We start from the raw sequence: 23,047 nt of genomic DNA, 5'->3' as shown, positions 1-23,047 counted from the left end.
GGGTCACCGGGCCCCGCCGAGGGCCCGCCGTCGCGCGCAGGGGGCCCGTTCCGCAATGCTCAGGTATCTGCCGTTCCTACTGGTGCTGGCGCTGTGGATCTATGCGTTCATCGACTGCCTGAACACCCCCGAATCGCAGGTGCGCGGTCTGCCCAAGGTGGTCTGGGTCCTCATCGTCCTGCTCTTCGGCGAGGTGCTGGTCGGTCCGGTCGCCTGGCTGGTGGCGGGCAAGCAGCGGCAGCCGGTGAACGGCGGCGGCAGCACGCCGTCGGAGTGGCACCGCAGGCGCCGTACGAAGTTCGTCGCGCCGGACGACAACCCCGAGTTCCTTCAGTCCCTCAAGAAGGAGAACCCGAAGGACGAGGCGCTGCTCAAGGACTGGGAGGCCGATCTGCGCCGCCGCGAGGACGAGCTGCGCCGCAAGGAGACCGAGCCGGGCGAGTCGAACGGCCCGGAGGACACCCCGCCGGCCACGAGCTGAGGCGCTCCCCGCGGCGTACGGTGAATCCATGGACCGCACGCAGGACTGGGGGCAGGACCGCGACGAGTTCCGGCTGCACGGCAGCGTCGACGGCCACAGCGACCCGACCGGGCACCCCGACCATCTGCAGGAGCAGGCCCGCGCCATGCTGGCGACGGCGGTCGCCGAGGCACGTGCCGGACTGGCCGAGGGCGGCATCCCGGTCGGCGCGGCGCTCTACGGAGCGGACGGCACCCTGCTGGGCCGCGGCCACAACCGCCGCGTCCAGGACGGCGACCCCACCTTGCACGCCGAGACCGCGGCCTTCCGCGCGGCCGGCCGCCAACGCAGCTACCGCGGCACGACGATGGTCACCACCCTCTCCCCCTGCTGGTACTGCAGCGGCCTGGTCCGCCAGTTCGGCATCTCCCGGGTGGTCATCGGCGAGGCCCGCACCTTCCACGGCGGCCACGACTGGCTGGCCCGGCACGGCGTACGGATCGTGCTCCTGGACGACACCGAGTGCGCGTCGATGATGCGCGACTTCATCGGGGCACGGCCGGAGCTGTGGCGGGAGGACATCGGGGGCGAATGAGGGGCCGGGGCCGGGCATGTCGCGCCCGTTCAGGCCCACCGCCCCCCCACAATTCGCCGGCCCCACCCCCGCTCTCCCGCCAGGATGAGCCGTCATGAACAGCACCAGCCCCGACGTCCCCGTACGGGCCGCGCACTCGCCCGTGGACCCCGGGGGCCCCGTGGACCCCGTACACCCCGCCGAACCCCACCGCCGGATCCGCGCCCTGCACACCGATACGACCGTCACCGTCTACCAGGCCTACTCCCCCGCGCTCGGCCTCCCGGCCGCGCGGGACGGGCGCTTCCCGGCGGCCTGGAAGCGGGAGCGGATGACATGGATCAAGCCGTCGTTCCTGTGGATGATGTACCGCTGCGGGTGGGGCGAGAAGGCCGGCCAGGAGACCGTGCTGGCGATCGAGATCGACCGGGGCGGGTTCGACTGGGCATTGCGCAATGCCTGTCTGTCGCATTACGGCCGCGATGAGCACGTCGACCGCGAGGCGTGGCAGCGGGAGTTGAAGCGGTCGCCGGCGCGGGTGCAGTGGGATCCGGAGCGCGATCTGTGGTTGCGGGCGCTGCCGTACCGTTCGCTGCAGCTGGGGCTGGCGGGGGAGGCGTCGCGGCGGTATGCGGACGAGTGGACGGTGGCGATCACGGATGTCACCCCGCTGGCCCAGGAGGTCCGTGCGCTGGTGCGTGCCGGGGAGACCGCGGCGGCCGCCGCGCTGCTGCCCGAGGAGCGTCCCTACCCTGCACCCGAGGGAACTCCGGGCCTGGGCCGCGTGTCCTGACGCACCTTCGCAAACGCGTAATTCCGGCCACCGCGCGGTCCCCCGTGCGCTGCTTCGTGTGGCGTACGGGACGTAGCGAGGTCCGGCCAACTGAGCGCCGTTCACAGCCAATTGATGCATTGCCCAGCTACCTCCCCCTGCCCGGGAGACTCAGCCGCCGCCACAGTCAAGTCGGCCCGCTGAGGGCTCCCGCGACTCAGGGAGAGTGGCACATATGCCTGACATGACCCGACGAAGACTCCTCGGCTCCGCGGCCGGCGCGGTCGGCGGCGCCGCCGCGCTGTCGCTGCTGCCGCCCAGCGTCCAGAAGGCCGTCGCCGCCGGACCAGCACGTCACGGCTCACTGCACGACGTCGAGCACGTCGTGATGCTCATGCAGGAGAACCGCTCGTTCGACCACTACTTCGGCACCCTGCGCGGCGTCCGTGGCTTCGCCGACCCGGACGCGCTGACGCTGCCGGACGGCCGGTCCGTCTTCCATCAGCCGGACGCGCAGAACCCGGACGGCTATCTGCTGCCGTTCCGCCTCAACACGCACACCACCAGCGCGCAGGCCATCCCGTCCACCAGCCATGCCTGGTCGGTGCAGCACGAGGCGTGGAACGGCGGGAAGATGGACCGCTGGCTGCCCGCGCACCGCAAGGCCGACGGCGTCAACGGGCCGTACGTGATGGGCTATCACACCCGCGCGGACATCCCCTTCCAGTTCGCCCTCGCCGAGACGTTCACGCTCTGCGACAACTACTTCTGCTCGGTCTTCGGACCGACCTGGCCCAACCGGCTGTACTGGATGACCGGCACCCTCGACCCGGGCGGCACTCTGGGCGGTCCGGTGCTGAACAACACCGCGCCGCGGCCGTACCGCTGGACGACCTACGCCGAGCGGCTGGAGGCGGCGGGCATCAGCTGGAAGGTCTACCAGGAGGAGGACGACTACGGCTGCAATCTCCTGGAGCAGTTCCAGACGTTCCGGGACGCCAAGCCCGGGGAGCCGCTCTACGAGCGCGGGATGCGGGCGCAGCCGGCCGGCACCTTCGAGGACGACGCCCGCGCCGACCGGCTGCCGGCGGTCTCCTGGCTGATTCCCACGAGCCATCAGTCCGAGCATCCGGACTATCTGCCGGCCGCGGGCGCCGACTATGTCGCCAAGAAGATCGAGGCGATCGCGTCCAACCGGAAGGTGTGGGCCAAGACGGTCTTCATCCTCAATTACGACGAGAACGACGGGCTCTTCGACCATGTGCCGCCGCCGGTGCCACCCCCGGGGACGAAGGACGAGTTCGTCCGGGGTCTGCCGATCGGCGGCGGCTTCCGGGTGCCGTGTCTGATCGTGTCGCCGTGGACGGTGGGCGGCTGGGCCGCCGGTGACCCCTTCGACCACACCTCGGTGCTGCAGTTCCTGGAGCGCTGGACGGGCGTCGCGGAGCCGAACATCAGTGACTGGCGCCGGGCCGCCTTCGGCGATCTGACCTCGGCGTTCGGCTTCCGGCATGCGGCGCGCCGGCCGCCGTGGCTGCCGGACGACACCGCGCAGCGGCTGGTCGAGGCGCAGTGGGAGGTGGCGCATCTGCCGAAGCCGACGCTGCCGGGCGGCGGGCAGCGGCCGCCGCGCCAGGAGCGCGGCAGGCGCCGGCGGCGCTGAGGGCACGGTCGGCGCTGAGGGCGCGGGGCCGGGCGCGGCGCTCCCCGTGAAACGACGGTGCCGTACGGGGGCCTCAGGACGAGGCCTCCCGTACGGCACCGGGGCGGCGGTTCGCACCGCCGTGGAGCACGCCGGCGGCGGTACCGCTGCGGTCAGACTCCCGCGTACGAGTGCAGGCCCGACACGAAGATGTTCACGCCGTAGTAGTTGAACAGGTAGCAGGCGAAGGCGATCAGGCCGAGCCAGGCGGCCTTGCGGCCCTTCCAGCCGGCGGTGGCGCGGGCGTGCAGATAGCCGGCGTAGGCGACCCAGGTGATGAAGGACCAGACCTCCTTGGGGTCCCAGCCCCAGTAGCGGCCCCAGGCGGCCTCGGCCCAGATGGCGCCCGCGATGATGGTGAACGTCCACAGCGGGAAGACGGTGGCGTTGATGCGGTAGGCGAACTTGTCGAGCGAGGCGGCGGAGGGCAGCCGCTCCAGCACGGAGGTGGCGAAGGCGCCGGGCTGCTTGCCCGTCGGGTCGGCGAGCTTGGCCTCGTGGCGGTCGCGGAAGAGGAACAGCCCCGTGGAGACGGCACCGAGGTAGAGCGCCGCGCCGGAGATGATCGCGCAGCTGACGTGGATCCACAGCCAGTACGAGTGCAGCGCCGGCACCAGCTGGTCGCTGGCGGTGTAGAGCACCGAGACGGCCAGACCGAGGTCCAGCAGGACGCTGGTGACCAGCGGGAGGCCGATCCAGCGGACGTTCTTCTTGAGCACGAGCAGCAGCAGGAAGAGGCCCACCGCGACCGCGGCGAAGGTCGTGGAGAACTCGTACATGTTGCCCCAGGGGGCACGCTGCACGGACAGGGCGCGGGTGACGACGCCGCCCACGTGCAGCGCCCAGGCCAGCACCGTCAGCGAGATGGCGATCCGCCCGTAGAGGTCGCCCTTCTCGGTGCCGCCCGCGGCACCCGGCCCGTCGGGGACATCGCGGCTGCCGGGGGCGGACCTGCTGATGACCTTGGGGCGCTCCAGTACGGCGGTTCCGGCGGAGCCGCTCGCACCGGACCGGGCGGATGCCGTCGCGGGCGCCTGGGCCTGGACGGTCAGGGCGGCGGCGGTGCGGCCGACCCTGCTGCGGCTGCCGAACACCCACTCGGCCATGTGGGCGAGGAAGGCGAGCGTGTAGACCGCCATCGCCGAATAGACCAGCAGGTTGCTGTTGTGCGCCATTGTCTCGTTGGCTGCGGCAGCGAGGTTCACGCGCGCGCTCCTTCAGAGGGGTCAGCAGGTCCGTCAGAGTCAGTGGGCTCCGCGGGGTCTTCGGAGTCGGGGCCGGGACCGGCGTCCGGGGCCGGTCCGGGCTTCGGGTCGGGTGCCCGGCCGTCGTCGCCGGTGGCCGGGGCGAGGGGGGCGTCGGGCTCCAGTGCCAGCGCGAGCTCGGCGAGTTCCTCCGGCAGCCGGGCGGACTCGCTGCGGCCGAGTCCGGCCAGCTCGACGACGGTGTGCCCGTCGGCGTCCGCTTCGGCGCGGATCCACACCCGGCGCCGCTGGATGAACAGCGAGCCGGCCAGGCCGACCAGGGCGGCGGCCGCGCCGGTCAGGGCGAGACCGTTGCCGGGCTGGTGGCTGATCTTGAAGCTGGCCCAGCTCTTGATGCCGGTGAACTTGATGCTGCCGTCACCGTTGGGCAGCTTCATCGTCTCGCCGGGCAGCATCATCTTGGCGACCGGGCGGCCCTTGTCCTTGTATTGCTTGAGGCGCTTCTTGTCGAGCTGGTAGACGTTCTGCGGCAGCCCGGAGCCGACGCCCAGGTCACCGTGGTAGGCGGTCAGCGTCAGCACCGGGTAGTCCAGCGCGGGGAACTGGGAGAACATCGAGCCGGAGCCCTTGCCGCCGAAGGTCGGCACGAAGAAGCCCTGGAAGCCGAGCTGGTTGGGCTTGCCGCCCTTGGTCTGCGCGCCGGGCACCTTCACCACACCGGTCGAGGTGAAGTTCTTGGGGTCCTGCGGGAGGAAGGGCACCGCGCCCTTGTAGACGACCTTGCCGCGGCCGTCCTTGACGGTGACCTCTGGCGCGTAGCCGTGGTTGAGCAGGTAGACCTTGGAGCCGGCGATGTCGAGCGGGGTGTTCACCTCGATCGCGGTCTTGTGCTCCTTGCCGTCCGCGCCGGAGAAGTACGTGATGTGGGCGCGGAAGATCCGCGGGGTGCCCTTCTCCGGGCCGGACCGCTCGTAGGTCGCCTCGAACTTGTTGAGGGTGAAGCCGAAGGGCTCCAGGGTGTCGGTGTCGAAGAAGGCACCGGATGTGAAGTCGTCGTACTGGGTGAGGCTGTTGGCGAAGCCGTCGCCCTCGGTGATCAGCTTGCCGCCCTCGGACTTCCACAGGCTGCCGACGGCGAACGCCACCAGCATCACGATCAGCGCGAGGTGGAAGACGAGGTTGCCGACCTCCCGCAGATAGCCCTTCTCGGCGGCGACGGCGGTGCCGTGCAGGTGTGCGCGGAACCGCCGCTTCTTCAGCAGCCGATGCGCCGCCCCGAGGACCTCCTCGGGCGCCGCGTTGGTGCGCCAGGTGGTGTACGCGGGCAGCCGGGTCAGCCGGCGCGGGGCGGCCGGCGGGCGGCCGCGGAGCTGTCCGACGAACTGCCAGCTGCGCGGCACGATGCAGCCGATCAGCGAGATGAACAGCAGCAGGTAGATCGCCGAGAACCACACCGAGCTGTAGACGTGGAACATCCCGAGCTTGTCGTAGATGTCGGCGAGGGTGGTGTGCTCGTTCTTGAACTGGTCGACCTTGACCGGGTCGATGCTGGTCTGCGGGATCAGCGAGCCGGGGATGGCGCCGACGGACAGCAGGAAGAGCAGCAGCAGCGCGACCCGCATCGAGGTCAGCTGCCGCCAGAACCAGCGCGCCCAGCCGAGGGGGCCGAGCGAGGGGAGGGCGACGTCCTCCGTGGGCGCGGTCGAGAGCTGGGACCCGGCCGCGCCGAGATCGCTGCCCGTGTCGGCCGCGGGGCCCTCGTCGCGGGGGGTGCCGGTCTTGGTGGACATCAATCAGATCCCAACGGTGGAGCTTTGCGTCCAGGCCTGCACCTCGGACATCAGACTGTCCCAGACGCCGGTGACGAGGAGGATGCCGAGCGCGATCATCATGCCGCCGCCGAGCCGCATCACCAGCAGGTAGTGCCGCTTGACCCAGCCGAAGGCGCCGAGCACCCGGCGGAAGGCCAGCGCGACCGCGATGAACGGCAGGCCCAGACCCAGGCAGTACGCCACGGTGAGCAGGGCGCCGCGGACGGCGCTGGCATCGTAGAACGTGAGGGTGCTGACGGCGGCGAAGGTGGGGCTCAGGCACGGTGTCCAGCCGACGCCGAAGAGCACCCCGAGCACCGGCGCGCCGGCCAGACCCATGGCGGGCTTCTTGTGGAAGCGGAATTCACGCTGTCCGAAGCGCTTGAGGACGCCGGCGAAGGCCAGCCCGAGCACGATCATCAGCACGCCGAGGACGCGCGAGATGACGTCCTTGTACTCCTGCAGGTCCCGGCCGACGAACCCGAAGAGCGCGCCGCCGGAGACGAAGACGGCGGTGAAGCCGAGGACGAAGAGGGCGGCGCCGGCCAGCATCCGGCCGCGCTTGGCCTCGCCGAGGTCGGTGCCGGTGACGCCGGTGACGTACGACATATAGCCCGGCACCAGCGGCAGGACACAGGGCGAGAAGAACGAGACGAGTCCGGCGAGGAGCGCGATGGGGGCGGCGGCGAGCAGAGTGCCGTTGAGGACGGTCTGGTTCTCCGCGGCGGCGGCGAGCAGGTTCACGTGATCACTTCTCGGCGATCAGCGGTTCGACCATCTTGCGCAGATCGTCCTCCGCGAGCGGGCCGATCGAGCGCGCGGCGATCTTGCCCTGCCGGTCGATGGCGATCGTGGAGGGGATGGACTGCGGGTTGAGGCTGCCCTTGGGGAAGCGGAGCATCAGCCGGCCGGTCGGGTCGAACAGGCTCGGGTAGGGCACCTTGTGCTCTTCCTCGAAGCTGGTGGCCTGCGACTTCTCGGAGTCGCGGGTGTTGATCCCGAGGAACTGGACGCCCTTGTCCTTGGTCTCGTTCGCGACCTTGGAGAAGTTCGGCGCCTCGGCGATACAGGGGCCGCACCATGATCCCCAGACGTTGAGGATGACGACCTTGCCCTTGTAGTCGGCGACGTCCAGCTTCTTGCCGGTGGTGCTCTCACCGGAGAGCTCGGGCGCCGGCTGCCGCTCGCCCTTCTTGACGGTGTCGACACCGTTCTTGCCCTGGACGAAGCGGGTCTGGGCGGAGCCGCCGGAGGCGCCGTCGCCGCAGGCGCTCAAGGTCAGCGCGGCGGCCGCGGCCCCTGCGGCGAGCAGGGCGACGCGGCGGCGGCTCGTGAGGCGGCGTGGGGCGCGGCAGGCACTCATGTGAAAAGTTTCGCATGGGCCATTTCCGGATCTTCCACGCCCCCCTCACCGGCCGCGTCCCCGCGCGAAGGGACCTGTCAGGCCGCGGTCAGATAGGACTTCCAGCCGCCGGACGGCCGCTGTCCGACGGGGATCCGCTGGAGCCTGCGCAGCACCTCCGGGTCCTGTGCGTCGATCCAGTCGGTGAACTGCCGGAACGACACCAGATGGACATCGCGGTTCTGCTCATTGGCAATGTGTTTGATCGCGTCCTCGACGGCGTCCATATAGATGCCGCCGTTCCACTGCTCGAAATGATTGCCGACGAAGAAGGGCGCACGGTTGGTCTCGTACGCCCGGCGGAATCCGGAGATATACGCGTCGGTGGCCTGCTGCCGCCAGCCCGGGTAGTTGACCGGCGGGGCCTTCGTCGAGTGCTTCGACTGATTGGCGAGGAGGTTGTAGTCCATCGAGAGGACCTCGAAAGAGTGTCCCGGGAACGGGATCTGCTGGAGCGGGAAGTCCCAGAGGCCCATTTTCTTCTTCGGCCACATCTGCACACCACCGGGTGAACTGGCGTCATAGCGCCAGCCGAGTTCCCTGGCGGTGGGCAGCAGATTTTTCTGCCCGAGGAGACATGGCGTACGGCTGCCGACCAGTTCTTTCCGGTAGTCGAAGGGCAGCGGCTCCAGATCGGTGAAGCCGGTATGGGTCCGCCACCGGGTGACGAAGTCCATCGCCTGGTCGATCTCGGACTGCCACTCCCGCGGGGTCCAGTGCCGGACGGCGCCCGAACCGGAGCAGAAGTGCCCGTTGAAGTGGGTGCCGATCTCATGGCCGTCCAGCCAGGCCTCCCGCAGGTACCTGAGCGTCTCCTTGATGTGGGCATCGCTGAGGTAGCCGATGTCGGAGGCGCCCCGCGGATTCTTCGGCGGTTCGTAGAGGTGCTTTTGGGATTCCGGGAGGAGATACACCCCGGAGAGGAAGAAGGTCATGGCCGCGCCATGGTCCCTGGCGAGCTTGAGAAAGCGGGGGAAGAGGCCGTTGCCAACCTCTCCCGCACCGTCCCAGGAGAAGACCACGAACTGCGGCGGGGTCTGACCGGGCTCCAGCCGTTCGGGGGATTTCGGCTGATGGGGCTGGGCACCGGAATTCGCTGTCGAGCCGTCACCGATGAGCTTGGGGCGGGCCTGGACGGAGTTCTTCGCGCGCTGCTTGTTGGCTCCCGCGTCCGGGTCCGGCGAGGAGCAGCCGGCGACGCCCAGCGCCGCGGCTGCCCCAACTCCCATACCCAGCAGGTTTCGCCGGCTGATCGCGCGCATACCCTCGTCCCCTCGTGCTCGCCGAACTCAATATCCATATAAACGGACAACCGAGTGGAGGGCATGTTGAGCGTCGGGGGATCCGGGTCAATCGCTCAGGTATTTCATTCTGCGGGCTTTTGACGTTGCGCCAAGTGATGCACCGTCAGGCCCCGAAGGCCTTGGCCTTTCCCTTGACGGGTTTGGCGCCCGCCAGAAGATGGGAGGGAACCAGGTCGCGCGCCGGTTCGCTGTACCCCACCGAAACGATCTTGTCGCCGTGGAAGGTGAACGACGTCAGCGAGGCCAGCGTGCACTGCCGCCTCCGCGGGTCGTGCCACAGCCGCCGCCGCTCCGCGAAGCTGCGCACGATCCAGATCGGCAGCTGATGGCTGACCGCGACCGCCTCGTGGCCCCGTGCGGCATCGCGCGCCGCGCCCAGCGCCGCCATCATCCGTACGACCTGCTCGATGTACGGCTCACCCCAGGACGGCCGGAACGGGTTCGTCAGGTACTTCCAGTTCCCCGGCTTCTTCAGCGCACCGTCGCCGACCCCGAAGGTCTTCCCCTCGAAGACATTGCCCGCCTCGATCAGTCGCTCGTCGGTGGCGAGCTCCAGACCGTGCGCACCGGCGACCGGCACCGCGGTCTCCTGCGCACGCTCCAGCGGCGAGGCGACGACATGTGTGATGTCCCGCTCCGCGAGATGCTCCGCCACCCGGTCGGCCATCTTCCGCCCCAGGTCGGAGAGGTGGTAGCCGGGGCGGCGCCCGTAGAGAACGCCGTCGGGGTTGTGCACCTCGCCATGCCGCATCAGATGCACGACGGTGATGTCTTCGCTGCTCATGTCACCCATTCATTCAGTCGTCTCAAGCGGTCGCCGGCCCGTGCGCCCGCAGCCGTCTCAGGCCGTCGCCGCGGCCGCGGCGCGCGCGGCGGCCGGCAGGGCGGCGGCGATCCGCTCGACGGCCGCCGTGTCGTGCGCGGTCGAGACGAACCACGACTCGAAGGCGGACGGCGGGAGGTAGACGCCCTGCGAGAGCATCGAGTGGAAGAAGGCGGTGAAGCGGAACGTCTCCTGCGCCTTGGCCCCGTCGTAGTCGGTCACCTCGGCGTCCGTGAAGAAGACCGTGAACATGTTCCCCGCGGTCTGGAGCCGGTGCGCCACGCCCTCCTTCGCCAGCGCCGCGGTGACCAGGCCCCGCACCTCCGCCGAGACCGCGTCGACCTTCTCGTAGGCGGCGTCGTCCAGCAGCCGCAGCTGCGCGACACCGGCGGCGGTGGCGATCGGGTTCCCGGACAGGGTGCCCGCCTGGTAGACCGGGCCGGCCGGGGCGAGATGCGCCATCACGTCCGCCCGGCCGCCGAAGGCCGCGGCCGGGAAGCCGCCGCCCATGACCTTCCCGAAGGTCATCAGATCCGGACGTACCCCATCGATCCCGTACCAGCCGGCCTTGCTGACACGGAAGCCGGTCATCACCTCGTCGGAGATGTAGAGCGCGCCGTCGGCGGAGCACAGATCCTTCAGGCCCTGGTTGAAGCCCGGCAGCGGCGGCACCACGCCCATGTTGCCCGGCGACGCCTCCGTGATCACACAGGCGATCTCCCCCGGGTGCGCGGCGAACGCGGCCCGCGCCGCCTCCAGGTCGTTGTACGGCAGCACGATCGTGTCGCCGGCCTGCGCGCCCGTGACCCCCGGCGTGTCGGGCAGCCCGAAGGTCGCCACGCCCGACCCGGCCGCGGCCAGCAGCGCGTCCACATGCCCGTGGTAGCAGCCCGCGAACTTGATCACCTTCGGCCGGCCGGTGAACCCGCGGGCCAGCCGGATCGCCGACATCGTTGCCTCGGTGCCGCTGGAGACCAGCCGCACCTGCTCGACCGGCTCGATCCGGGCCACGATCTCCTCGGCCAGCTCGACCTCGCCCGCGCCCGGCGTACCGAAGGACGTACCGCGGGCGACGGCCTCCTGGACCGCGGCGATCACCTCGGGGTGCGAGTGACCGAGAATCATCGGTCCCCACGAGCACACAAGGTCGACATACTCACGGCCGTCGGCGTCGGTGAGGTACGGACCGGTACCGGACACCATGAACCGGGGCGTACCACCCACGGCGCGGAACGCCCGCACCGGAGAGTTGACGCCGCCCGGCGTCACGGCGGACGCACGGTCGAACAGCGACTGCGAAACAGGGGCTTCATACGGAAAAGACACGGTGATCCTGACCTGCATAAACGGAGGGAGGGCAGCGGCGCGTGGGCACGGCCCGGCTGACAACGGTGCGGGAATCCCCTCGCGGTACGCCTTCAGGCGCCGCTCGGTTCAATCTCGATCCTTTTTTGATTCCTCTCGCTTTCGACCGGGCGTCAGCCCCCACTCGTCTGCGAAACTGTGGAGACGTACGAGTAAGTCACGCAAGCAATGGTCTCAGAGGCGCACGGGGGCGTGCGGCCGGGCGTTTCACGCGCCGGTGACGGGGGAGGTCTCTGAGACGATGATCGGGTTGCGCGGCTGGGGCTGCGAGTGGTCGGGTGGAGATATGCATCGCGGTGGCGAACTGGGCGAGGGAACCAATGACCGGGGTCCCGAGCGCGCCCAGCGCGGCCGTCACCGGCGCGAGGAATCCACGGGCAACAGGACCACGGGCGGGGAAATCAGAGGCGGCCGCATGGGGGTGACGTACAGGTACTTCGGTGCGCCCAACGGTGCGACCGCGGCCCGGGTGCCGGTCTCCATGCGTCCCGAGGAGCTCGGCGGTGACGAGCTCGGCATGGGCGGCATGTTCAGCAAGATCAAGCCGGAGACGATGGCCGCCATGGTCCTCACCGGCATAGAGGGCATACCGCTCCATAAGGTTCCGCCGCTCGAACTCGTCGTCCTCCACCCCGACTACGCCGTCGTCAAGCTCCCCATGACCGTGGTCGACCCGCTGCGCGGGGTCGGCGAGGAGTCGGTCGGCGCGGCCGCCTTCATCTGGTCCACCGTTCCCGACCGCGGGGGCCCGCGGGACGCCTTCACCGTCTACCAGCTGCTGCACGAGTGGCAGGACTTCAGCCACCGGCTGCACGAGGCGGGGCACCAGGCGTACTGCCTGGTCTGGCCGTAACGGTTCAGCGCGGGTGCGGCGGCCTGCGCAGGGGACGGCGGGCCGCTCGCCGGGCCCCGCCGGTCACCACGTGGGGCGGGCCGAGACACCGCCGTCCACGACCAGCTCGTGACCGGTGATCCAGGACGCCATCGGCGAGGCGAGGAAGACACAGGCATCGCCCACGTCCTCGGGTGTGCCCAACCGCCCGGCGGGCACCGCCGCTTGCCAGCGATGCACCCCCTCCGGCCAGTCCTCCGCCAGGCCGGGCCGGCCGATCAGGCCCGGCGAGACGCTGTTGACGCGGATACCGTCCGGCCCGTACTCCAGCGCCGCCGCGCGGGCATGCATCACCACCGCCGCCTTCGACGCGCAGTAGTGGGCATGCCGCGGCGCCGGACGGTCCGCCTCGATCGAGGCGATATGGGTCACCGAGCCGCCGCCGGCCGCCCGCATCACGGCCGCCGCGGCCTGGGTGCAGGCGAAGACGCTGTGCACATTCGGGTCCGTCACCGCCCGCCAGTCGGCGAGCGACATCTCCGCCAGCTCCTGGGTCGGCTGCACGCCCGCGTTGTTCACCAGCGCGGTGAGCCGCCCGCGCCAGCCGGCCGCCTCCGTCACCAGTCGGTGGCACTCCTCCTCGACGGCCAGATCGGCGCGCAGCGCCAGCGCGCTCCCGCCGTCCGCCTCGATCTGCGTGACCAGCGCCCGCGCCGCGTCGGCGCCCGTACGGTAATGCGCGACGACGGCGGCGCCCGCGGCGGCGAACCGCAGCGCGATACCGCGGCCGAGGATGCCGGCGGCGCCGGTGACGAGGGCGACCTGGTCCCGGAGGTCGGGGAGGCCGGGGTGGCGGGGGGCGCCGGACGGGGCGTCGGACGAGGTGTCGGTCATGGCCGGCTCAGGGCGGTGATCCACGCTGCCTCCCCGGGGAAGCGCGCGGCCAGTACGGCGGCGTCCCCGTGCTCGTAGTCCTCGAAGGTGAAACCGGGCGCCATCGTGCAGCCGAAGAGCGTCCAGGAGCCGCCGTCGGCCACATCGGCGGCCATCCACGTACCGGCCGGCACCGTGAACTGGACATGCTGCCCGCCCAGGACGTCCGGCCCGAGGACGACCGTACGGGCCGTGCCCCCGCCGCCGTCCTCCCGGAGGAGGAAGAGGGTGAGCGGATCGCCCCGGTAGAAGTGCCAGATCTCGTCGGACGGGAGCCGGTGCAGCGCGGAGAAGTCACCCGGCTCGGCGGTCAGCAGCATCACGATCGCCGTCCCCTCTGGCCGCCCGTCGGGACGCTCGGGGCCCGCCCATGTACGCCGGTACCGCCCGCCCTCACGGGGCAGCGGCACCAGCCCGTAGAAGTCGATCAGCGCCTCGGGAAGGCGGTCACGGGAGGTGCGGTGCTCATCCATCTGCGGGCTGCCTCCGCCTCGTCTGCGACTGCCGGTTGATTCAGCCTAGGCACGAAGTCCGCGTGAGGCGGGCAAAATCGGACGTGTCCGAGGCGGCCGGCGACGCTCCGGCGAGGCCCCGGCCCACCCCCCGGCCGACGCTCCGTCAGCCGGCCGTCCAGTGCGGGTCGCGGCCCGTCTCCGCTGGCCGCCGCCTTCGGGCCGACCCGTGCCGCGGCCGCCGTACTGGAGCCGGCCGGGCGAGGACGCCCGGGTGGCCGCGCTCGACGCCTTTCTGACCCCGCTGCTGCGGGCCGGGCCGCGGACTCTCGCCCAGGCCGAGCTCGCCATGGGGCTGGCCGACCGGATCCGCACCGACCGTACGATCCGCCGGGTCGCGGACTTCGCACGGACCGAGGGCCTGTCCGTACGGGCCCTGCAGCGGCTGTTCGCCGGATATGTCGGGGTCAGCCCCAAGTGGGTGCTGCTGCGCTACCGGGTGCACGAGGCCCTGGAGCGCGCCGCCTCCGATGCGGAGGTCGACTGGGCCGCGCTCGCCGCCGAGCTGGGCTACAGCGACCAGGCGCATCTGGTCCGCGATGTCACCGCCACCGTCGGGGTCCCGCCGACCGCGTACGCGCGGTGAGCGACCGCCGGGCAGGCCGCCCGGCCCCGGTGGCGGTCAGGGGTGTTCGGCCGTCAGATAGCGCTGGACGGTGGGCGCCAGCCAGGCGATGACCTCGTCGTGGCTGAGGCCGACAGCCGGCGGGAGGTGCAGCACATAGCGGCACAGCGCCATGCCGAGTATCTGGGAGGCGATCAGCGCGGCGCGGGTCGGCGCCTCCTCGGGCACCGGGCAGACCGCGGCGAGGACCGGCTTGATCTGCTCGGCGAACACACCGCGCATCCGCTCCGCGCCCGCCTCGTTGGTGACGCCGACGCGCATCATCGCCGTCAGCGTCTCGTCGCACTCCCAGCGCTCCACGAAATGGCGGACGAGCCGGGCACCGGCCTCCTCGCGCGGGAAGTGGGTGAGGTCCGGGGCGTGCACTTCGATCTCGGAGGCGGCCGCGAAGAGGCCGGCCTTGTTGCCGTAGTAGCGCATCACCATCGACGGGTCGATGTCCGCGTCCCTGGCGATGGCGCGGATGGTGGCGCGCTCGTAGCCGTCCGCGGCGAAGCGGTCCCTGGCGGCGGCGAGGATCGCGGCCCGGGTCGCGGCGGAGCGGCGGGGGCGGGCGGGGTCGGCCGCTTCGCCGGGCGCGGGGCCCTCGGCGTCGGGGGCGGCGTCGGGGTCCGCGACGGCATCGGACATCGCAGCGGATGCCGCGGCGGGGGCGGCGTCCGGCACGGCATCCGTGGTGGAGGGGGCATGTTCGACCATGTCAACAACTGTAGGCCAACGACTGTTGACATGCCAGGCCCGGCCGCCCTACGCTTGCCAACAAGCGTTGACCAACATGCGTTGGCACAGCCATCAGCCACAGCCGCAGTCACCGTCACAGCAGGCACAGGAGGCGGAAGCCATGGACGCCATGAACCGCAGGACCGGCCGGAGCGAGAGCGGGGCCGACCCGGCCCGCGAGGGGCGCGACACGGACGTCATCGTCGTGGGCGCCGGACCGACCGGCCTGCTGCTCGCCGGAGACCTCGCCGAGGCGGGGCTGGGCGTCACGCTTCTGGAGCGACGCCCCGCCGAGATCAGCAACCTCACCCGCGCCCTGGTCGTGCATGCCCGCACCCTGGAGCAGCTCGATGCCCGCGGCCTCGCCGATGAACTGGTCGCCGGCGGCCATCCGCTCACCGGCCTCCGTCTCTTCGGCCGGGCCACCATCGACCCGACCCGGCTCCGCACCCGCTTCCCCTTCGTGCTGGTCACGCCCCAGTTCGAGGTCGAGCGGCTGCTGGAGCGCCGGGCCCGCCGGGCCGGTGTCACCTTCCGCCACGACTCCGAGGTGCTCGGCCTCGACCAGGACGCCAACGGTGTGACGGTGCGCTTCCGCACCGCCGAAGGGCTCGGCGCCGTCCGCGCCGCCCATGTCGTCGGCACCGACGGCGTCCGCAGCACCGTCCGCGAGGTGATCGGCCTGCCCTTCCCCGGCAAGTCCGTGATCCGCTCCCTGGTGCTCGCCGATGTCCGGCTGGCCCAGGAGCCCGATTCCCCGCTCATGGTCAATGCCAACGGCGAGGCCTTCGCGCTGATCGCCTCGTTCGGCGGCGGCTTGTACCGCGTCATCGGCTGGAACCGCCGCCACCAGGCCGACGACGACGCCCCGGCCGACCTCGATGAGATCCGCGAGCTGACCCGGCTCGCCCTCGGCAGTGACTACGGCATGCACGACGCCCGCTGGGTCTCCCGCTTCCACAGCGACGAGCGCCAGGTCCCCACCTACCGGGTCGGCCGTGTCTTCCTCGCCGGCGACGCCGCGCATGTGCACTCCCCCGCCGGCGCCATGGGAATGAACACCGGCCTGCAGGACGCCGCCAACCTCAGCTGGAAACTGGCCGCGGTGCTCCAGGGCCACGCTCCCGACAGCCTGCTGGACAGCTATCAGACCGAGCGCCACCCGGTGGGCAGGCAGGCCCTGCGCAGCAGCGGCGCCCTCATCCGGCTCGCCCTGCTGCCCACCGCCCCCGGGGACGCCGTCCGCGCCCTCGGCGCCCAGCTCATCGACCGTCTGCGGCCGCTGTCCCGCCGGGCGATCCGCACCATCTCCGGCATCGGCATCGCCTATCCGGCCGGGCCCGGCGCCCACCCCCTCGCGGGCCACCGCGCCCCCGACATCCGGCTGGCCGGCGGTGGCCGCCTCTATGAGCTCCTCCGCCAGGGCCGGTTCGTCCTCATCACCCCCGCCGGCGAGCCCGGCGTCCCCCAGGCCCCGGCGGGCGGCGGGGACTCCCCTCGCCCCGCTGCCGGCCGCGTGGTGACCGCCTCCTGGCGGAGCCCCCGCCGCACGGCCCTTCTCGTCCGCCCCGACGGCTATATCGCCTGGGCCACCGACGCCACCGCCCCCGCCGAGCGCGCCGCGGCGCTACGGGGCGCGCTCGCCCACTGGACCGGGGCCGAGGACGGGGCCCTCATAGCCACCGCCCTCACCCCTCCAATACATGCCGCAGATACGCCCGCGGGTCGTTGAGATAGCGCCGCCAGTGGTCGACCAGCCCCAGCTCCGCCCACTCCACTCGCCGCATCCCGTGCTCGCCGACCTCGACGATCTCGGCACCCGGCAGCGCCGTCAGCAGCGGGGAGTGGGTGGCGCAGATGATCTGCGCGCCACCCCTCCCCAACTCGTCCATCAGCCCCACCAGTTCAAGACAGGAGGAGAAGGACAGTGCCGCCTCCGGCTCGTCCATCACATACAGGCCCCGCTGCGAGAACCGCTCCCGGAAGGCCATCAGAAAGCCCTCCCCATGGCTCATGTCGTCCGGGGACTGCGACAGCTCCCCGTTCAACGCCACCATCGCGGTCTCGGCCCGCAGGAAGAACCCTTTTCGGCGGACCCGCGGCCCGCGCACCATCCGGCGCCCCTCCTGCGTCGGATCGAACCGCATCAGTCCACCGAGCAGCGACCTCTCCCGCGAGCTGACGTACTTGTATCCGGCCTTGCCGCCGTACGGATCCAGCCCGAAACCCTCCGCCAGCGCCTCGGCCAGGGTCGATTTCCCCGAACCGTTCTCCCCCACCAGGAAAGTGACCGGAGCGCGGAAGGCCAGCCCCTCCTCGGCCAGCTGGCGCACACACGGCACCGTCCAGGGCCAGCCGTCCTCGGCCGCCCCCGCCCCCTCCGGAACGTCCACGTAAGCCCGTTCGATCAGCATGCCCCCGAAGCTCTCACACCCCACTGACAGTCGCCCCGCCCGCAGCCACCCCACTGACAGTCGCCCCGCCCGCCCGGGAGCCGGGCTCCCGCTCCGTACGCTTCCCCCATGCTGATCGCCCGCTCCGCCGCCCTCTTCGTCGTCGCCGCCCTCTTCGAGATCGGCGGTGCCTGGCTGGTCTGGCAGGGCGTCCGCGAGCACAAGGGCTGGGCCTGGATCGGCGCCGGAGTGCTCGCGCTCGGCGTGTACGGCTTTGTCGCCACGCTCCAGCCGGACGCCGCATTCGGCCGGATCCTCGCCGCGTACGGCGGTGTCTTCGTCGCCGGATCGCTGGCCTGGGGCATGGTCGCCGACGGCTACCGCCCCGACCGCTGGGACGTGATCGGCGCGCTGGTCTGCCTGGCCGGCATGGCAGTGATCATGTACGCCCCCAGGGGACGTTGACCCGCCTGCATATCCTGGCCGCGGACCGTCCTCCCCCCGGCTCGTGCGGAGCAGGGGGACCCATCGCCCGAGGAGAGTGCATGACCGCCGAGGCCCGTACCGCCGTCGTCACCGGAGCGAGCAGCGGCATCGGCGCCGCCACCGCGCGAGCGCTGGCCGCGGCCGGCTACCACGTGGTGCTCACCGCCCGCCGCAAGGACCGCATCGAAGCGCTCGCCGCCGAGCTGCCGCACGCCGAGGCCTACGCCCTCGACGTCACCGACCGCGCCGCCGTCGACGCCTTCGCGGCCGCCCTCGACCGCTACCCGTCCGTCGACGTACTGGTCAACAACGCCGGCGGCGCCCTCGGTGCGGAGCCGGTCGCCACCGGTGACCCCGCCGACTGGCGGACCATGTACGAGGTCAATGTGCTGGGCGTGCTCCATATGACCCAGGCGCTGCTGCCCGTGCTCACCGCCTCCGGCGACGGCACCGTCGTCGTGCTCTCCTCCACCGCTGGCCATGGCACCTACGAGGGCGGCGGCGGTTATGTCGCCGCCAAGCACGGCGCCCATGTCATCGCCGAGACCCTCCGCCTGGAGCTGTGCGGCGAGCCGGTGCGCGTCATCGAGGTCGCCCCGGGCATGGTCAAGACCGACGAGTTCGCCACCACCCGCTTCCGTGGCGACACCACCAAGGCCGCCAAGGTCTACGAGGGCGTCGACCAGCCGCTCAGCGCGGAGGATGTCGCCGACACCATCACCTGGGCGATCACCCGCCCCTCCCATGTCAATGTCGACCTCCTGGTGGTCCGCCCGCGCGCCCAGGCCTCCAACTCCAAGGTCCACCGCAGCAGTTGAGACACCCTGCGGGCCGCCCCCGCCGGGCCGCCGGCCCCTGCATACGGGGCCTGGGTGACCCCCACCGGGCGCCAGGAGCTCGGCCATTCGGCGGCGGTTGGCTCGCGGCCGGTGCCGGACCGCGGTGTGGTGGACACGGAGGCGTGCCGACGTCCCGCGCAGGGGTGGCATCGGGCGCTCGGCCGTGGAAGGACGAGCCATGCTCATATCCGGGCGCACAGCGGGCCGTAGGCGTGGTGCCGCGGTCCTCACCGCACTGGTGACCTGCTCGACGGCACTCACCGGCCCGGACCTCGCCGCGGCCGGCGGTCCGCCGTCACCTCCGGCGTCCGCCCCGCGGCTGGAGTGGAAACCCTGCGTCCGGGACAGGGCGTTCGACTGCGCGACCGCGAAGGTGCCGCTGGACTACCGCAACCCCGGCGGTCGCACCATCGAACTGGCCGTCATCAAACGGAAGGCGACCGGTCCCGGGCGGCGCATCGGCACCCTGTTCTTCAACCCCGGCGGACCCGGCGGGCCGGGAACGGTCCAGATGCCGCAGAATTACCCGTTCTTCCCGCGCGAGGTGCGGGAGCGGTTCGACATCGTCAGCTGGGACACCCGCGGGGTCGGCCACAGCACCGCCGTGAACTGCTTCGCGCGACCTGGGGATGCCGAGGCCTGGGAGGCGAGCAAACCGGCCGGTTTCCCGGTCGGCGCACAGGAGCGGAAGACCTGGATCAGCGCGTTCGAGGAGCTGGCCCGCCGCTGCGGGCAACGTGACCCCGAGCTGCTGCGCCATATGTCGACCGCCGACATCGCTCACGACCTCGACCGGCTCCGCCGCGCGGTGGGCGACGCGCAACTCACCTACCTCGGGACCTCGTACGGCTCGTTCCTCGGCGCCACCTACGCCAACCTCTTCCCCGGCAAGGTCCGCGCCCTGGCCGTCGACAGCACCATCGACCCACAGGCCTGGACGGACCACGCCTCGCACACCGCCCCCCGGCGCCCGATATTCCTGCGCATGGGCGCGGACCTCGGCGCGGCCGCGATCCTGGACCAGTTCCTCGCCCTGTGCGGCGCCACGACCACCGCCCGCTGCGCCTTCTCCGCCGGCAGCCCGAAGGCGACCCGGGACAGGTTCGACCAGCTGATGCGGCGCCTGCGGGAGCATCCGGTGGGCACATGGACCTACGGCAAGACGGTCGATGACGTGGTGAGCGGCCTCGACATCGTCCACCCCGGATGGACGGACCTCGCCGGCAGGCTGCAGGACCTGTGGCGGGGCCGCGTCCCGCGGCCGCCCACGCCCCTCCCCGCACCACCGGTCCCGAATCCGTACACCGGCGTGGAACAGGCGAGTGCCATCCTCTGCTCCGACAGCCCCAATCCGCGTGACACCGGGGTCTACCACGCCCTGGAGGAGGCCAGTGCCCTGCGCGCGGGCGACACCGGACGCTTCTGGACCTGGGCCGCGGAGCCGTGTGCCACCTGGCCGGCGGTCGCCGCCGACCGCTACCGCGGCCCGTGGAACACGCCGACGGCGCACCCCGTCCTCGTGATCGGCACCGTCTACGACCCCGCCACCCCCTACTCGGGCGCGCAGGCCATGACCAAGGAGCTGGCCCACGCCCGGCTGCTCACCCACCACGGGTACGGGCACACCGCACTGCTCAACCCCAGCAGCTGCGTCAAGGCGTACGAGAGCCGCTACTTCATCGGCGGCACGCTCCCGCCGGCCGGAGCGGTGTGCCGGCCGGACACGCCCCCCTTCTCCGCCCCCAGGCCGAGCGGCGGCGTCGCCACCGGCGGCGGAGCGATGGCCGGCCTCGTCTCCTGAGCCGGCGGTCGCCCCGCAGGCCGGGTCAGCCCTTGACGCAGATGACCTGCTTGAGCTTCGCGACGACCTCGACCAGGTCCCGCTGCTGGTCGATGACCTTCTCGATCGGCTTGTAGGCACCCGGGATCTCGTCCACCACACCGGAGTCCTTACGGCACTCCACGCCCCGCGTCTGCTCCTCCAGGTCCCGGGTGGAGAACCGCTTCTTCGCGGCGTTCCGGCTCATCTTGCGGCCGGCGCCGTGGGAGGCGGAGTTGAAGGACGCGGCGTTGCCCAGGCCCTTGACGATGTACGAGCCGGTGCCCATCGAGCCCGGGATGATCCCGTACTCGCCGCTGCCCGCCCGGATCGCGCCCTTACGGGTCACCAGCAGGTCCAGGCCGTCGTACTGCTCCTCCGCCACATAGTTGTGGTGGCAGGAGATCACGTCCTCGAAGGTCACCTTCGCCTTCCTGAACTCCTTGCGGACGACGTCCTGGAAGAGCGCCATCATCACGGCCCGGTTGTGCTTGGCGTACTCCTGCGCCCAGAACAGGTCGTTGCGGTACGCCGCCATCGGCGGGGTGTCCGCGATGAAGACGGCGAGGTCACGGTCGACCAGGCCCTGGTTGTGCGGCAGCTTCTGCGCCTGGCCCATGTGGAACTCGGCCAGTTCCTTGCCGATGTTCCGGGAGCCGGAGTGCAGCATCAGCCACACCACCCCGTCGTCATCGAGGCAGAACTCGATGAAGTGGTTGCCCGAACCGAGCGACCCCATCTGCTTCGTGGCCCGCTCCTGACGGAACTTGACCGCGTCGGCGACCCCGTCGAACCGCGCCCAGAAGTCGTCCCACCGGGCCGTCGGGAAACCGTGGATCCGTCCCGGGTCCACCGGATCGTCATGCATCCCCCGGCCCACCGGAATCGCCTGCTCGATCTTCGAGCGCAGCCGGGAGAGATCACCGGGCAGGTCGTTGGCGGTGAGCGAGGTCCGCACCGCGCTCATTCCGCAGCCGATGTCGACCCCGACCGCCGCCGGGCAGACCGCGCCGCGCATGGCGATCACCGAGCCGACCGTGGCGCCCTTGCCGTAGTGGACGTCCGGCATCACGGCCAGGCCCTTGATCCACGGCAGGGTGGCGACATTGCGCAGCTGCTGCATCGCGACGCCCTCGACCGTGGCCGGGTCCGTCCACATCCGGATCGGCACCTGGGCACCCGGTACCTCGACGTACGGCATAACTTCCTCATTCCCCCGAATTTATGAAAAACGCAAAAGCCGGACAAGTTATCCGATCTTGGACGGCGAACCGGCATGCGCGGCAAGACGTGCGGTAGACATTGTGTCCATCGGCCGCTGACCGGCGGCAACCGCATTTCGTAGGGGAAGGAGCCGCGAGCGATGCCACGCAAGCCGTTCGTACCCGGCGCCGCACTGGTGGTGGCCGCGGCGCTGGCCGCCGGCCTCACCGCCTGCACCGGCGGCTCCAGCACCGGCGACGAGGCCGGCGACGCCAAGAGCGGCGGCACCGCCTCGTCGAGCCCGGCCGCCGAACCGGGCCGCTACCAGACCCTCCCCGAGGCCTGCGGGCTGCCCGCGCGCGGCACCCTCCGCGGCATGCTGCCCGGCGGCGACCAGCGACTTTCGCGCGCCGAGGCCAAGAAGATCTTCGACGGCCAGCCCGACATCACCTACGACACCGACCGCCGTGTCGGCTGCCGCTGGACCCGCGAGACCACCGCGGGCACCCGCCATCTGAGCCTCGACATCCAGCGCGTGGTGTCGTACGACGCCGCCGTCAGCGATGACGACAAGGCGCAGGGGATCTACGACAGCAAGGAGCTGGCCGCACAGATCCCGCCCGGCGGCAGCGGCTCCCCCTCGCCCACCACCCCGAGCCCGTCCGCCACGAAGGGGAAGGGCGAGAGCAAGGGCGAAGGGACCACCACGAACAGCTCGACGGGCGGGAACTCGACGGGCGGGAAGGGGAAGGCACCCTCCGGAAGCCCCTCGGGGGCGTCCGGCCCGAGTACGGACCCGAGTGCGGACCCCAGTGCGGACCTGAGCGACTCCACCGCCCCGCGCGTCCTGGACGACCTCGGGGACGCGGCCTTCCTCAATGACAAATTGGTCACAGCGGACTCGGGTGTGCACCGCGATGTCACTGTGGTCTTTCGCACGTCGAACGTCATCGTGACGCTCACCTACGACCAGTGGTCCACGGACAAGACGATGTTGCCGGAGAGCCAGGAACTGCAGGACAAGGCCCGTTCGCTGGCCGGCGAGCTGTCCGAGAGCCTCAGCGAATAGTCCGGATCAGGAAGATTGACCGAATAGGTAAGTGCAAGGAGATACGCCCGGTTTGGGCGTTGCGCTCATCGACAGGAACCGGTCACCCACCTCGCCGCGCCGCGTACCGTGCCCCTAGCCCTGCCCGTACGGGAGGAAAGGCGGACCACCGCCACGGTCGTGCACCACGCCGGCCTGACGACGACGAACAGCGAAGGA

22 protein-coding genes and 1 pseudogene are annotated in these 23,047 nt (G+C 71.2%); 11 read left to right on the top strand and 12 right to left on the bottom strand.

Annotation, left to right across the window (positions count from 1 at the left end; translation table 11 throughout):
• The first annotated feature begins 55 nt into the window (after positions 1 to 55).
• From SLV14N_RS22160 to SLV14N_RS22145, 4 genes are all read left to right on the top strand, one after another.
• On the top strand, positions 56 to 481 hold the full coding sequence (locus SLV14N_RS22160; protein WP_208683030.1) for a PLD nuclease N-terminal domain-containing protein: 426 nt from the start codon (positions 56 to 58) through the stop codon (positions 479 to 481).
• Positions 482 to 509: 28 nt separating this feature from the next.
• Positions 510 to 1,055 carry a nucleoside deaminase gene (locus SLV14N_RS22155; protein ID WP_336298237.1) on the top strand — a complete coding sequence of 182 codons (546 nt, stop codon included), beginning with the start codon at positions 510 to 512 and terminating at the stop codon, positions 1,053 to 1,055.
• A gap of 94 nt (positions 1,056 to 1,149) precedes the next feature.
• Complete coding sequence (locus SLV14N_RS22150; RefSeq protein WP_263270760.1) at positions 1,150 to 1,827, top strand: DUF4291 domain-containing protein; 678 nt, start codon at positions 1,150 to 1,152, stop codon at positions 1,825 to 1,827.
• 214 nt (positions 1,828 to 2,041) lie between these two features.
• Positions 2,042 to 3,469, top strand: coding sequence for an alkaline phosphatase family protein (locus SLV14N_RS22145; RefSeq protein WP_263270759.1), 1,428 nt, complete (start codon positions 2,042 to 2,044; stop codon positions 3,467 to 3,469).
• Between the two features lie 152 nt (positions 3,470 to 3,621).
• Here SLV14N_RS22145 and ccsB read toward each other — a convergent pair whose 3' ends face one another.
• The 7 genes from ccsB to hemL form a co-directional block, all read right to left on the bottom strand.
• Positions 3,622 to 4,713, bottom strand: a complete 1,092-nt coding sequence (gene ccsB, locus SLV14N_RS22140; RefSeq protein ID WP_263270757.1) for a c-type cytochrome biogenesis protein CcsB — start codon at positions 4,711 to 4,713, stop codon at positions 3,622 to 3,624.
• Positions 4,710 to 6,503: a cytochrome c biogenesis protein ResB gene (locus tag SLV14N_RS22135; protein ID WP_263270755.1), complete on the bottom strand. Its 1,794-nt coding sequence runs from the start codon at positions 6,501 to 6,503 to the stop codon at positions 4,710 to 4,712. Before SLV14N_RS22135 ends, ccsB begins: the two co-directional genes overlap by 4 nt.
• A 3-nt stretch (positions 6,504 to 6,506) precedes the next feature.
• Positions 6,507 to 7,268 carry a cytochrome c biogenesis CcdA family protein gene (locus SLV14N_RS22130; protein ID WP_263270754.1) on the bottom strand — a complete coding sequence of 254 codons (762 nt, stop codon included), beginning with the start codon at positions 7,266 to 7,268 and terminating at the stop codon, positions 6,507 to 6,509.
• 4 nt (positions 7,269 to 7,272) lie between these two features.
• Complete coding sequence (locus SLV14N_RS22125; protein ID WP_018091009.1) at positions 7,273 to 7,887, bottom strand: TlpA disulfide reductase family protein; 615 nt, start codon at positions 7,885 to 7,887, stop codon at positions 7,273 to 7,275.
• Between the two features lie 77 nt (positions 7,888 to 7,964).
• Positions 7,965 to 9,188 carry a hypothetical protein gene (locus SLV14N_RS22120; RefSeq protein ID WP_263270752.1) on the bottom strand — a complete coding sequence of 408 codons (1,224 nt, stop codon included), beginning with the start codon at positions 9,186 to 9,188 and terminating at the stop codon, positions 7,965 to 7,967.
• A 145-nt stretch (positions 9,189 to 9,333) separates the two neighbouring features.
• Positions 9,334 to 10,014: a histidine phosphatase family protein gene (locus SLV14N_RS22115; RefSeq protein WP_208682997.1), complete on the bottom strand. Its 681-nt coding sequence runs from the start codon at positions 10,012 to 10,014 to the stop codon at positions 9,334 to 9,336.
• A 57-nt stretch (positions 10,015 to 10,071) separates the two neighbouring features.
• Positions 10,072 to 11,379, bottom strand: coding sequence for a glutamate-1-semialdehyde 2,1-aminomutase (hemL, locus tag SLV14N_RS22110; RefSeq protein WP_208682995.1), 1,308 nt, complete (start codon positions 11,377 to 11,379; stop codon positions 10,072 to 10,074).
• Positions 11,380 to 11,704: 325 nt separating this feature from the next.
• Here hemL and SLV14N_RS22105 point away from each other — a divergent pair, with 325 nt between their 5' ends.
• Positions 11,705 to 12,271: a hypothetical protein gene (locus tag SLV14N_RS22105; RefSeq protein ID WP_263270750.1), complete on the top strand. Its 567-nt coding sequence runs from the start codon at positions 11,705 to 11,707 to the stop codon at positions 12,269 to 12,271.
• Between the two features lie 63 nt (positions 12,272 to 12,334).
• Here SLV14N_RS22105 and SLV14N_RS22100 read toward each other — a convergent pair whose 3' ends face one another.
• Both SLV14N_RS22100 and SLV14N_RS22095 read right to left on the bottom strand, forming a co-directional pair.
• A complete protein-coding gene (locus tag SLV14N_RS22100) occupies positions 12,335 to 13,144 on the bottom strand; it encodes an SDR family NAD(P)-dependent oxidoreductase (RefSeq protein ID WP_263273239.1) in 810 nt (269 codons plus the stop codon).
• Positions 13,141 to 13,656, bottom strand: a complete 516-nt coding sequence (locus SLV14N_RS22095; protein ID WP_208682990.1) for a cupin domain-containing protein — start codon at positions 13,654 to 13,656, stop codon at positions 13,141 to 13,143. Before SLV14N_RS22095 ends, SLV14N_RS22100 begins: the two co-directional genes overlap by 4 nt.
• Before the next feature lie 241 nt (positions 13,657 to 13,897).
• Between SLV14N_RS22095 and SLV14N_RS22090 the strand changes: the two are divergent.
• Positions 13,898 to 14,281, top strand: a pseudogene (locus SLV14N_RS22090) (helix-turn-helix domain-containing protein); the annotation flags it as partial.
• A gap of 36 nt (positions 14,282 to 14,317) precedes the next feature.
• Here SLV14N_RS22090 and SLV14N_RS22085 read toward each other — a convergent pair.
• Complete coding sequence (locus tag SLV14N_RS22085; RefSeq protein WP_263270748.1) at positions 14,318 to 15,019, bottom strand: TetR family transcriptional regulator; 702 nt, start codon at positions 15,017 to 15,019, stop codon at positions 14,318 to 14,320.
• A gap of 142 nt (positions 15,020 to 15,161) precedes the next feature.
• Between SLV14N_RS22085 and SLV14N_RS22080 the strand changes: the two genes are divergently transcribed.
• Complete coding sequence (locus SLV14N_RS22080) at positions 15,162 to 16,772, top strand: FAD-dependent monooxygenase (protein ID WP_263270747.1); 1,611 nt, start codon at positions 15,162 to 15,164, stop codon at positions 16,770 to 16,772.
• On the opposite strand, the gene SLV14N_RS22075 is transcribed toward SLV14N_RS22080, so the two are convergent.
• A complete protein-coding gene (locus tag SLV14N_RS22075) occupies positions 16,729 to 17,454 on the bottom strand; it encodes an AAA family ATPase (protein WP_263270746.1) in 726 nt (241 codons plus the stop codon). The genes SLV14N_RS22080 and SLV14N_RS22075 overlap by 44 nt on opposite strands.
• Before the next feature lie 108 nt (positions 17,455 to 17,562).
• On the opposite strand from SLV14N_RS22075, the gene SLV14N_RS22070 reads away from it, so the two are divergent.
• The 3 genes from SLV14N_RS22070 to SLV14N_RS22060 all read left to right on the top strand — a co-directional run bounded on the left by SLV14N_RS22070 (position 17,563) and on the right by SLV14N_RS22060 (position 20,559).
• Complete coding sequence (locus tag SLV14N_RS22070; protein WP_127151765.1) at positions 17,563 to 17,898, top strand: YnfA family protein; 336 nt, start codon at positions 17,563 to 17,565, stop codon at positions 17,896 to 17,898.
• A gap of 80 nt (positions 17,899 to 17,978) precedes the next feature.
• The gene (locus SLV14N_RS22065) at positions 17,979 to 18,737 is read left to right on the top strand and encodes an SDR family oxidoreductase (protein ID WP_127151766.1); all 759 of its coding nucleotides are present in this window, start codon (positions 17,979 to 17,981) and stop codon (positions 18,735 to 18,737) included.
• Positions 18,738 to 18,936: 199 nt separating this feature from the next.
• The gene (locus SLV14N_RS22060; protein ID WP_263270745.1) at positions 18,937 to 20,559 is read left to right on the top strand and encodes an alpha/beta hydrolase; all 1,623 of its coding nucleotides are present in this window, start codon (positions 18,937 to 18,939) and stop codon (positions 20,557 to 20,559) included.
• Between the two features lie 25 nt (positions 20,560 to 20,584).
• Here SLV14N_RS22060 and SLV14N_RS22055 read toward each other — a convergent pair whose 3' ends face one another.
• Positions 20,585 to 21,778 (bottom strand): RtcB family protein, encoded by a 1,194-nt coding sequence (locus tag SLV14N_RS22055; RefSeq protein ID WP_208682981.1) that lies wholly within the window; start codon positions 21,776 to 21,778, stop codon positions 20,585 to 20,587.
• Positions 21,779 to 21,940: 162 nt separating this feature from the next.
• Here SLV14N_RS22055 and SLV14N_RS22050 point away from each other — a divergent pair, with 162 nt between their 5' ends.
• Positions 21,941 to 22,849: a hypothetical protein gene (locus SLV14N_RS22050; RefSeq protein ID WP_263270742.1), complete on the top strand. Its 909-nt coding sequence runs from the start codon at positions 21,941 to 21,943 to the stop codon at positions 22,847 to 22,849.
• The last annotated feature ends 198 nt before the right edge of the window (positions 22,850 to 23,047 follow it).

This window comes from Streptomyces sp. Je 1-4 4N24 (assembly GCF_026239515.1).
Taxonomy (GTDB): Bacteria; Actinomycetota; Actinomycetes; order Streptomycetales; family Streptomycetaceae; genus Streptomyces; species Streptomyces nigrescens.
The sequence above is the reverse complement of the archived record's forward strand: the minus strand, read 5'-3'. Positions and strand labels throughout refer to the sequence as shown.

Bases quoted from the DNA above. Each gene is read 5' to 3' on its own strand.
- SLV14N_RS22160 (WP_208683030.1), top strand. From the start codon at position 56: ATGCTCAGGTATCTGCCGTTCCTACTGGTGCTGGCGCTGTGGATCTAT.
- SLV14N_RS22155 (WP_336298237.1), top strand. From the start codon at position 510: ATGGACCGCACGCAGGACTGGGGGCAGGACCGCGACGAGTTCCGGCTG.
- SLV14N_RS22150 (WP_263270760.1), top strand. From the start codon at position 1,150: ATGAACAGCACCAGCCCCGACGTCCCCGTACGGGCCGCGCACTCGCCC.
- SLV14N_RS22145 (WP_263270759.1), top strand. From the start codon at position 2,042: ATGCCTGACATGACCCGACGAAGACTCCTCGGCTCCGCGGCCGGCGCG.
- SLV14N_RS22135 (WP_263270755.1), bottom strand. From the start codon at position 6,503: ATGTCCACCAAGACCGGCACCCCCCGCGACGAGGGCCCCGCGGCCGAC.
- SLV14N_RS22125 (WP_018091009.1), bottom strand. From the start codon at position 7,887: ATGAGTGCCTGCCGCGCCCCACGCCGCCTCACGAGCCGCCGCCGCGTC.
- SLV14N_RS22120 (WP_263270752.1), bottom strand. From the start codon at position 9,188: ATGCGCGCGATCAGCCGGCGAAACCTGCTGGGTATGGGAGTTGGGGCA.
- SLV14N_RS22115 (WP_208682997.1), bottom strand. From the start codon at position 10,014: ATGAGCAGCGAAGACATCACCGTCGTGCATCTGATGCGGCATGGCGAG.
- SLV14N_RS22105 (WP_263270750.1), top strand. From the start codon at position 11,705: ATGCATCGCGGTGGCGAACTGGGCGAGGGAACCAATGACCGGGGTCCC.
- SLV14N_RS22100 (WP_263273239.1), bottom strand. From the start codon at position 13,144: ATGACCGACACCTCGTCCGACGCCCCGTCCGGCGCCCCCCGCCACCCC.
- SLV14N_RS22095 (WP_208682990.1), bottom strand. From the start codon at position 13,656: ATGGATGAGCACCGCACCTCCCGTGACCGCCTTCCCGAGGCGCTGATC.
- SLV14N_RS22085 (WP_263270748.1), bottom strand. From the start codon at position 15,019: ATGGTCGAACATGCCCCCTCCACCACGGATGCCGTGCCGGACGCCGCC.
- SLV14N_RS22080 (WP_263270747.1), top strand. From the start codon at position 15,162: ATGGACGCCATGAACCGCAGGACCGGCCGGAGCGAGAGCGGGGCCGAC.
- SLV14N_RS22075 (WP_263270746.1), bottom strand. From the start codon at position 17,454: ATGCTGATCGAACGGGCTTACGTGGACGTTCCGGAGGGGGCGGGGGCG.
- SLV14N_RS22070 (WP_127151765.1), top strand. From the start codon at position 17,563: ATGCTGATCGCCCGCTCCGCCGCCCTCTTCGTCGTCGCCGCCCTCTTC.
- SLV14N_RS22065 (WP_127151766.1), top strand. From the start codon at position 17,979: ATGACCGCCGAGGCCCGTACCGCCGTCGTCACCGGAGCGAGCAGCGGC.
- SLV14N_RS22060 (WP_263270745.1), top strand. From the start codon at position 18,937: ATGCTCATATCCGGGCGCACAGCGGGCCGTAGGCGTGGTGCCGCGGTC.
- SLV14N_RS22055 (WP_208682981.1), bottom strand. From the start codon at position 21,778: ATGCCGTACGTCGAGGTACCGGGTGCCCAGGTGCCGATCCGGATGTGG.
- SLV14N_RS22050 (WP_263270742.1), top strand. From the start codon at position 21,941: ATGCCACGCAAGCCGTTCGTACCCGGCGCCGCACTGGTGGTGGCCGCG.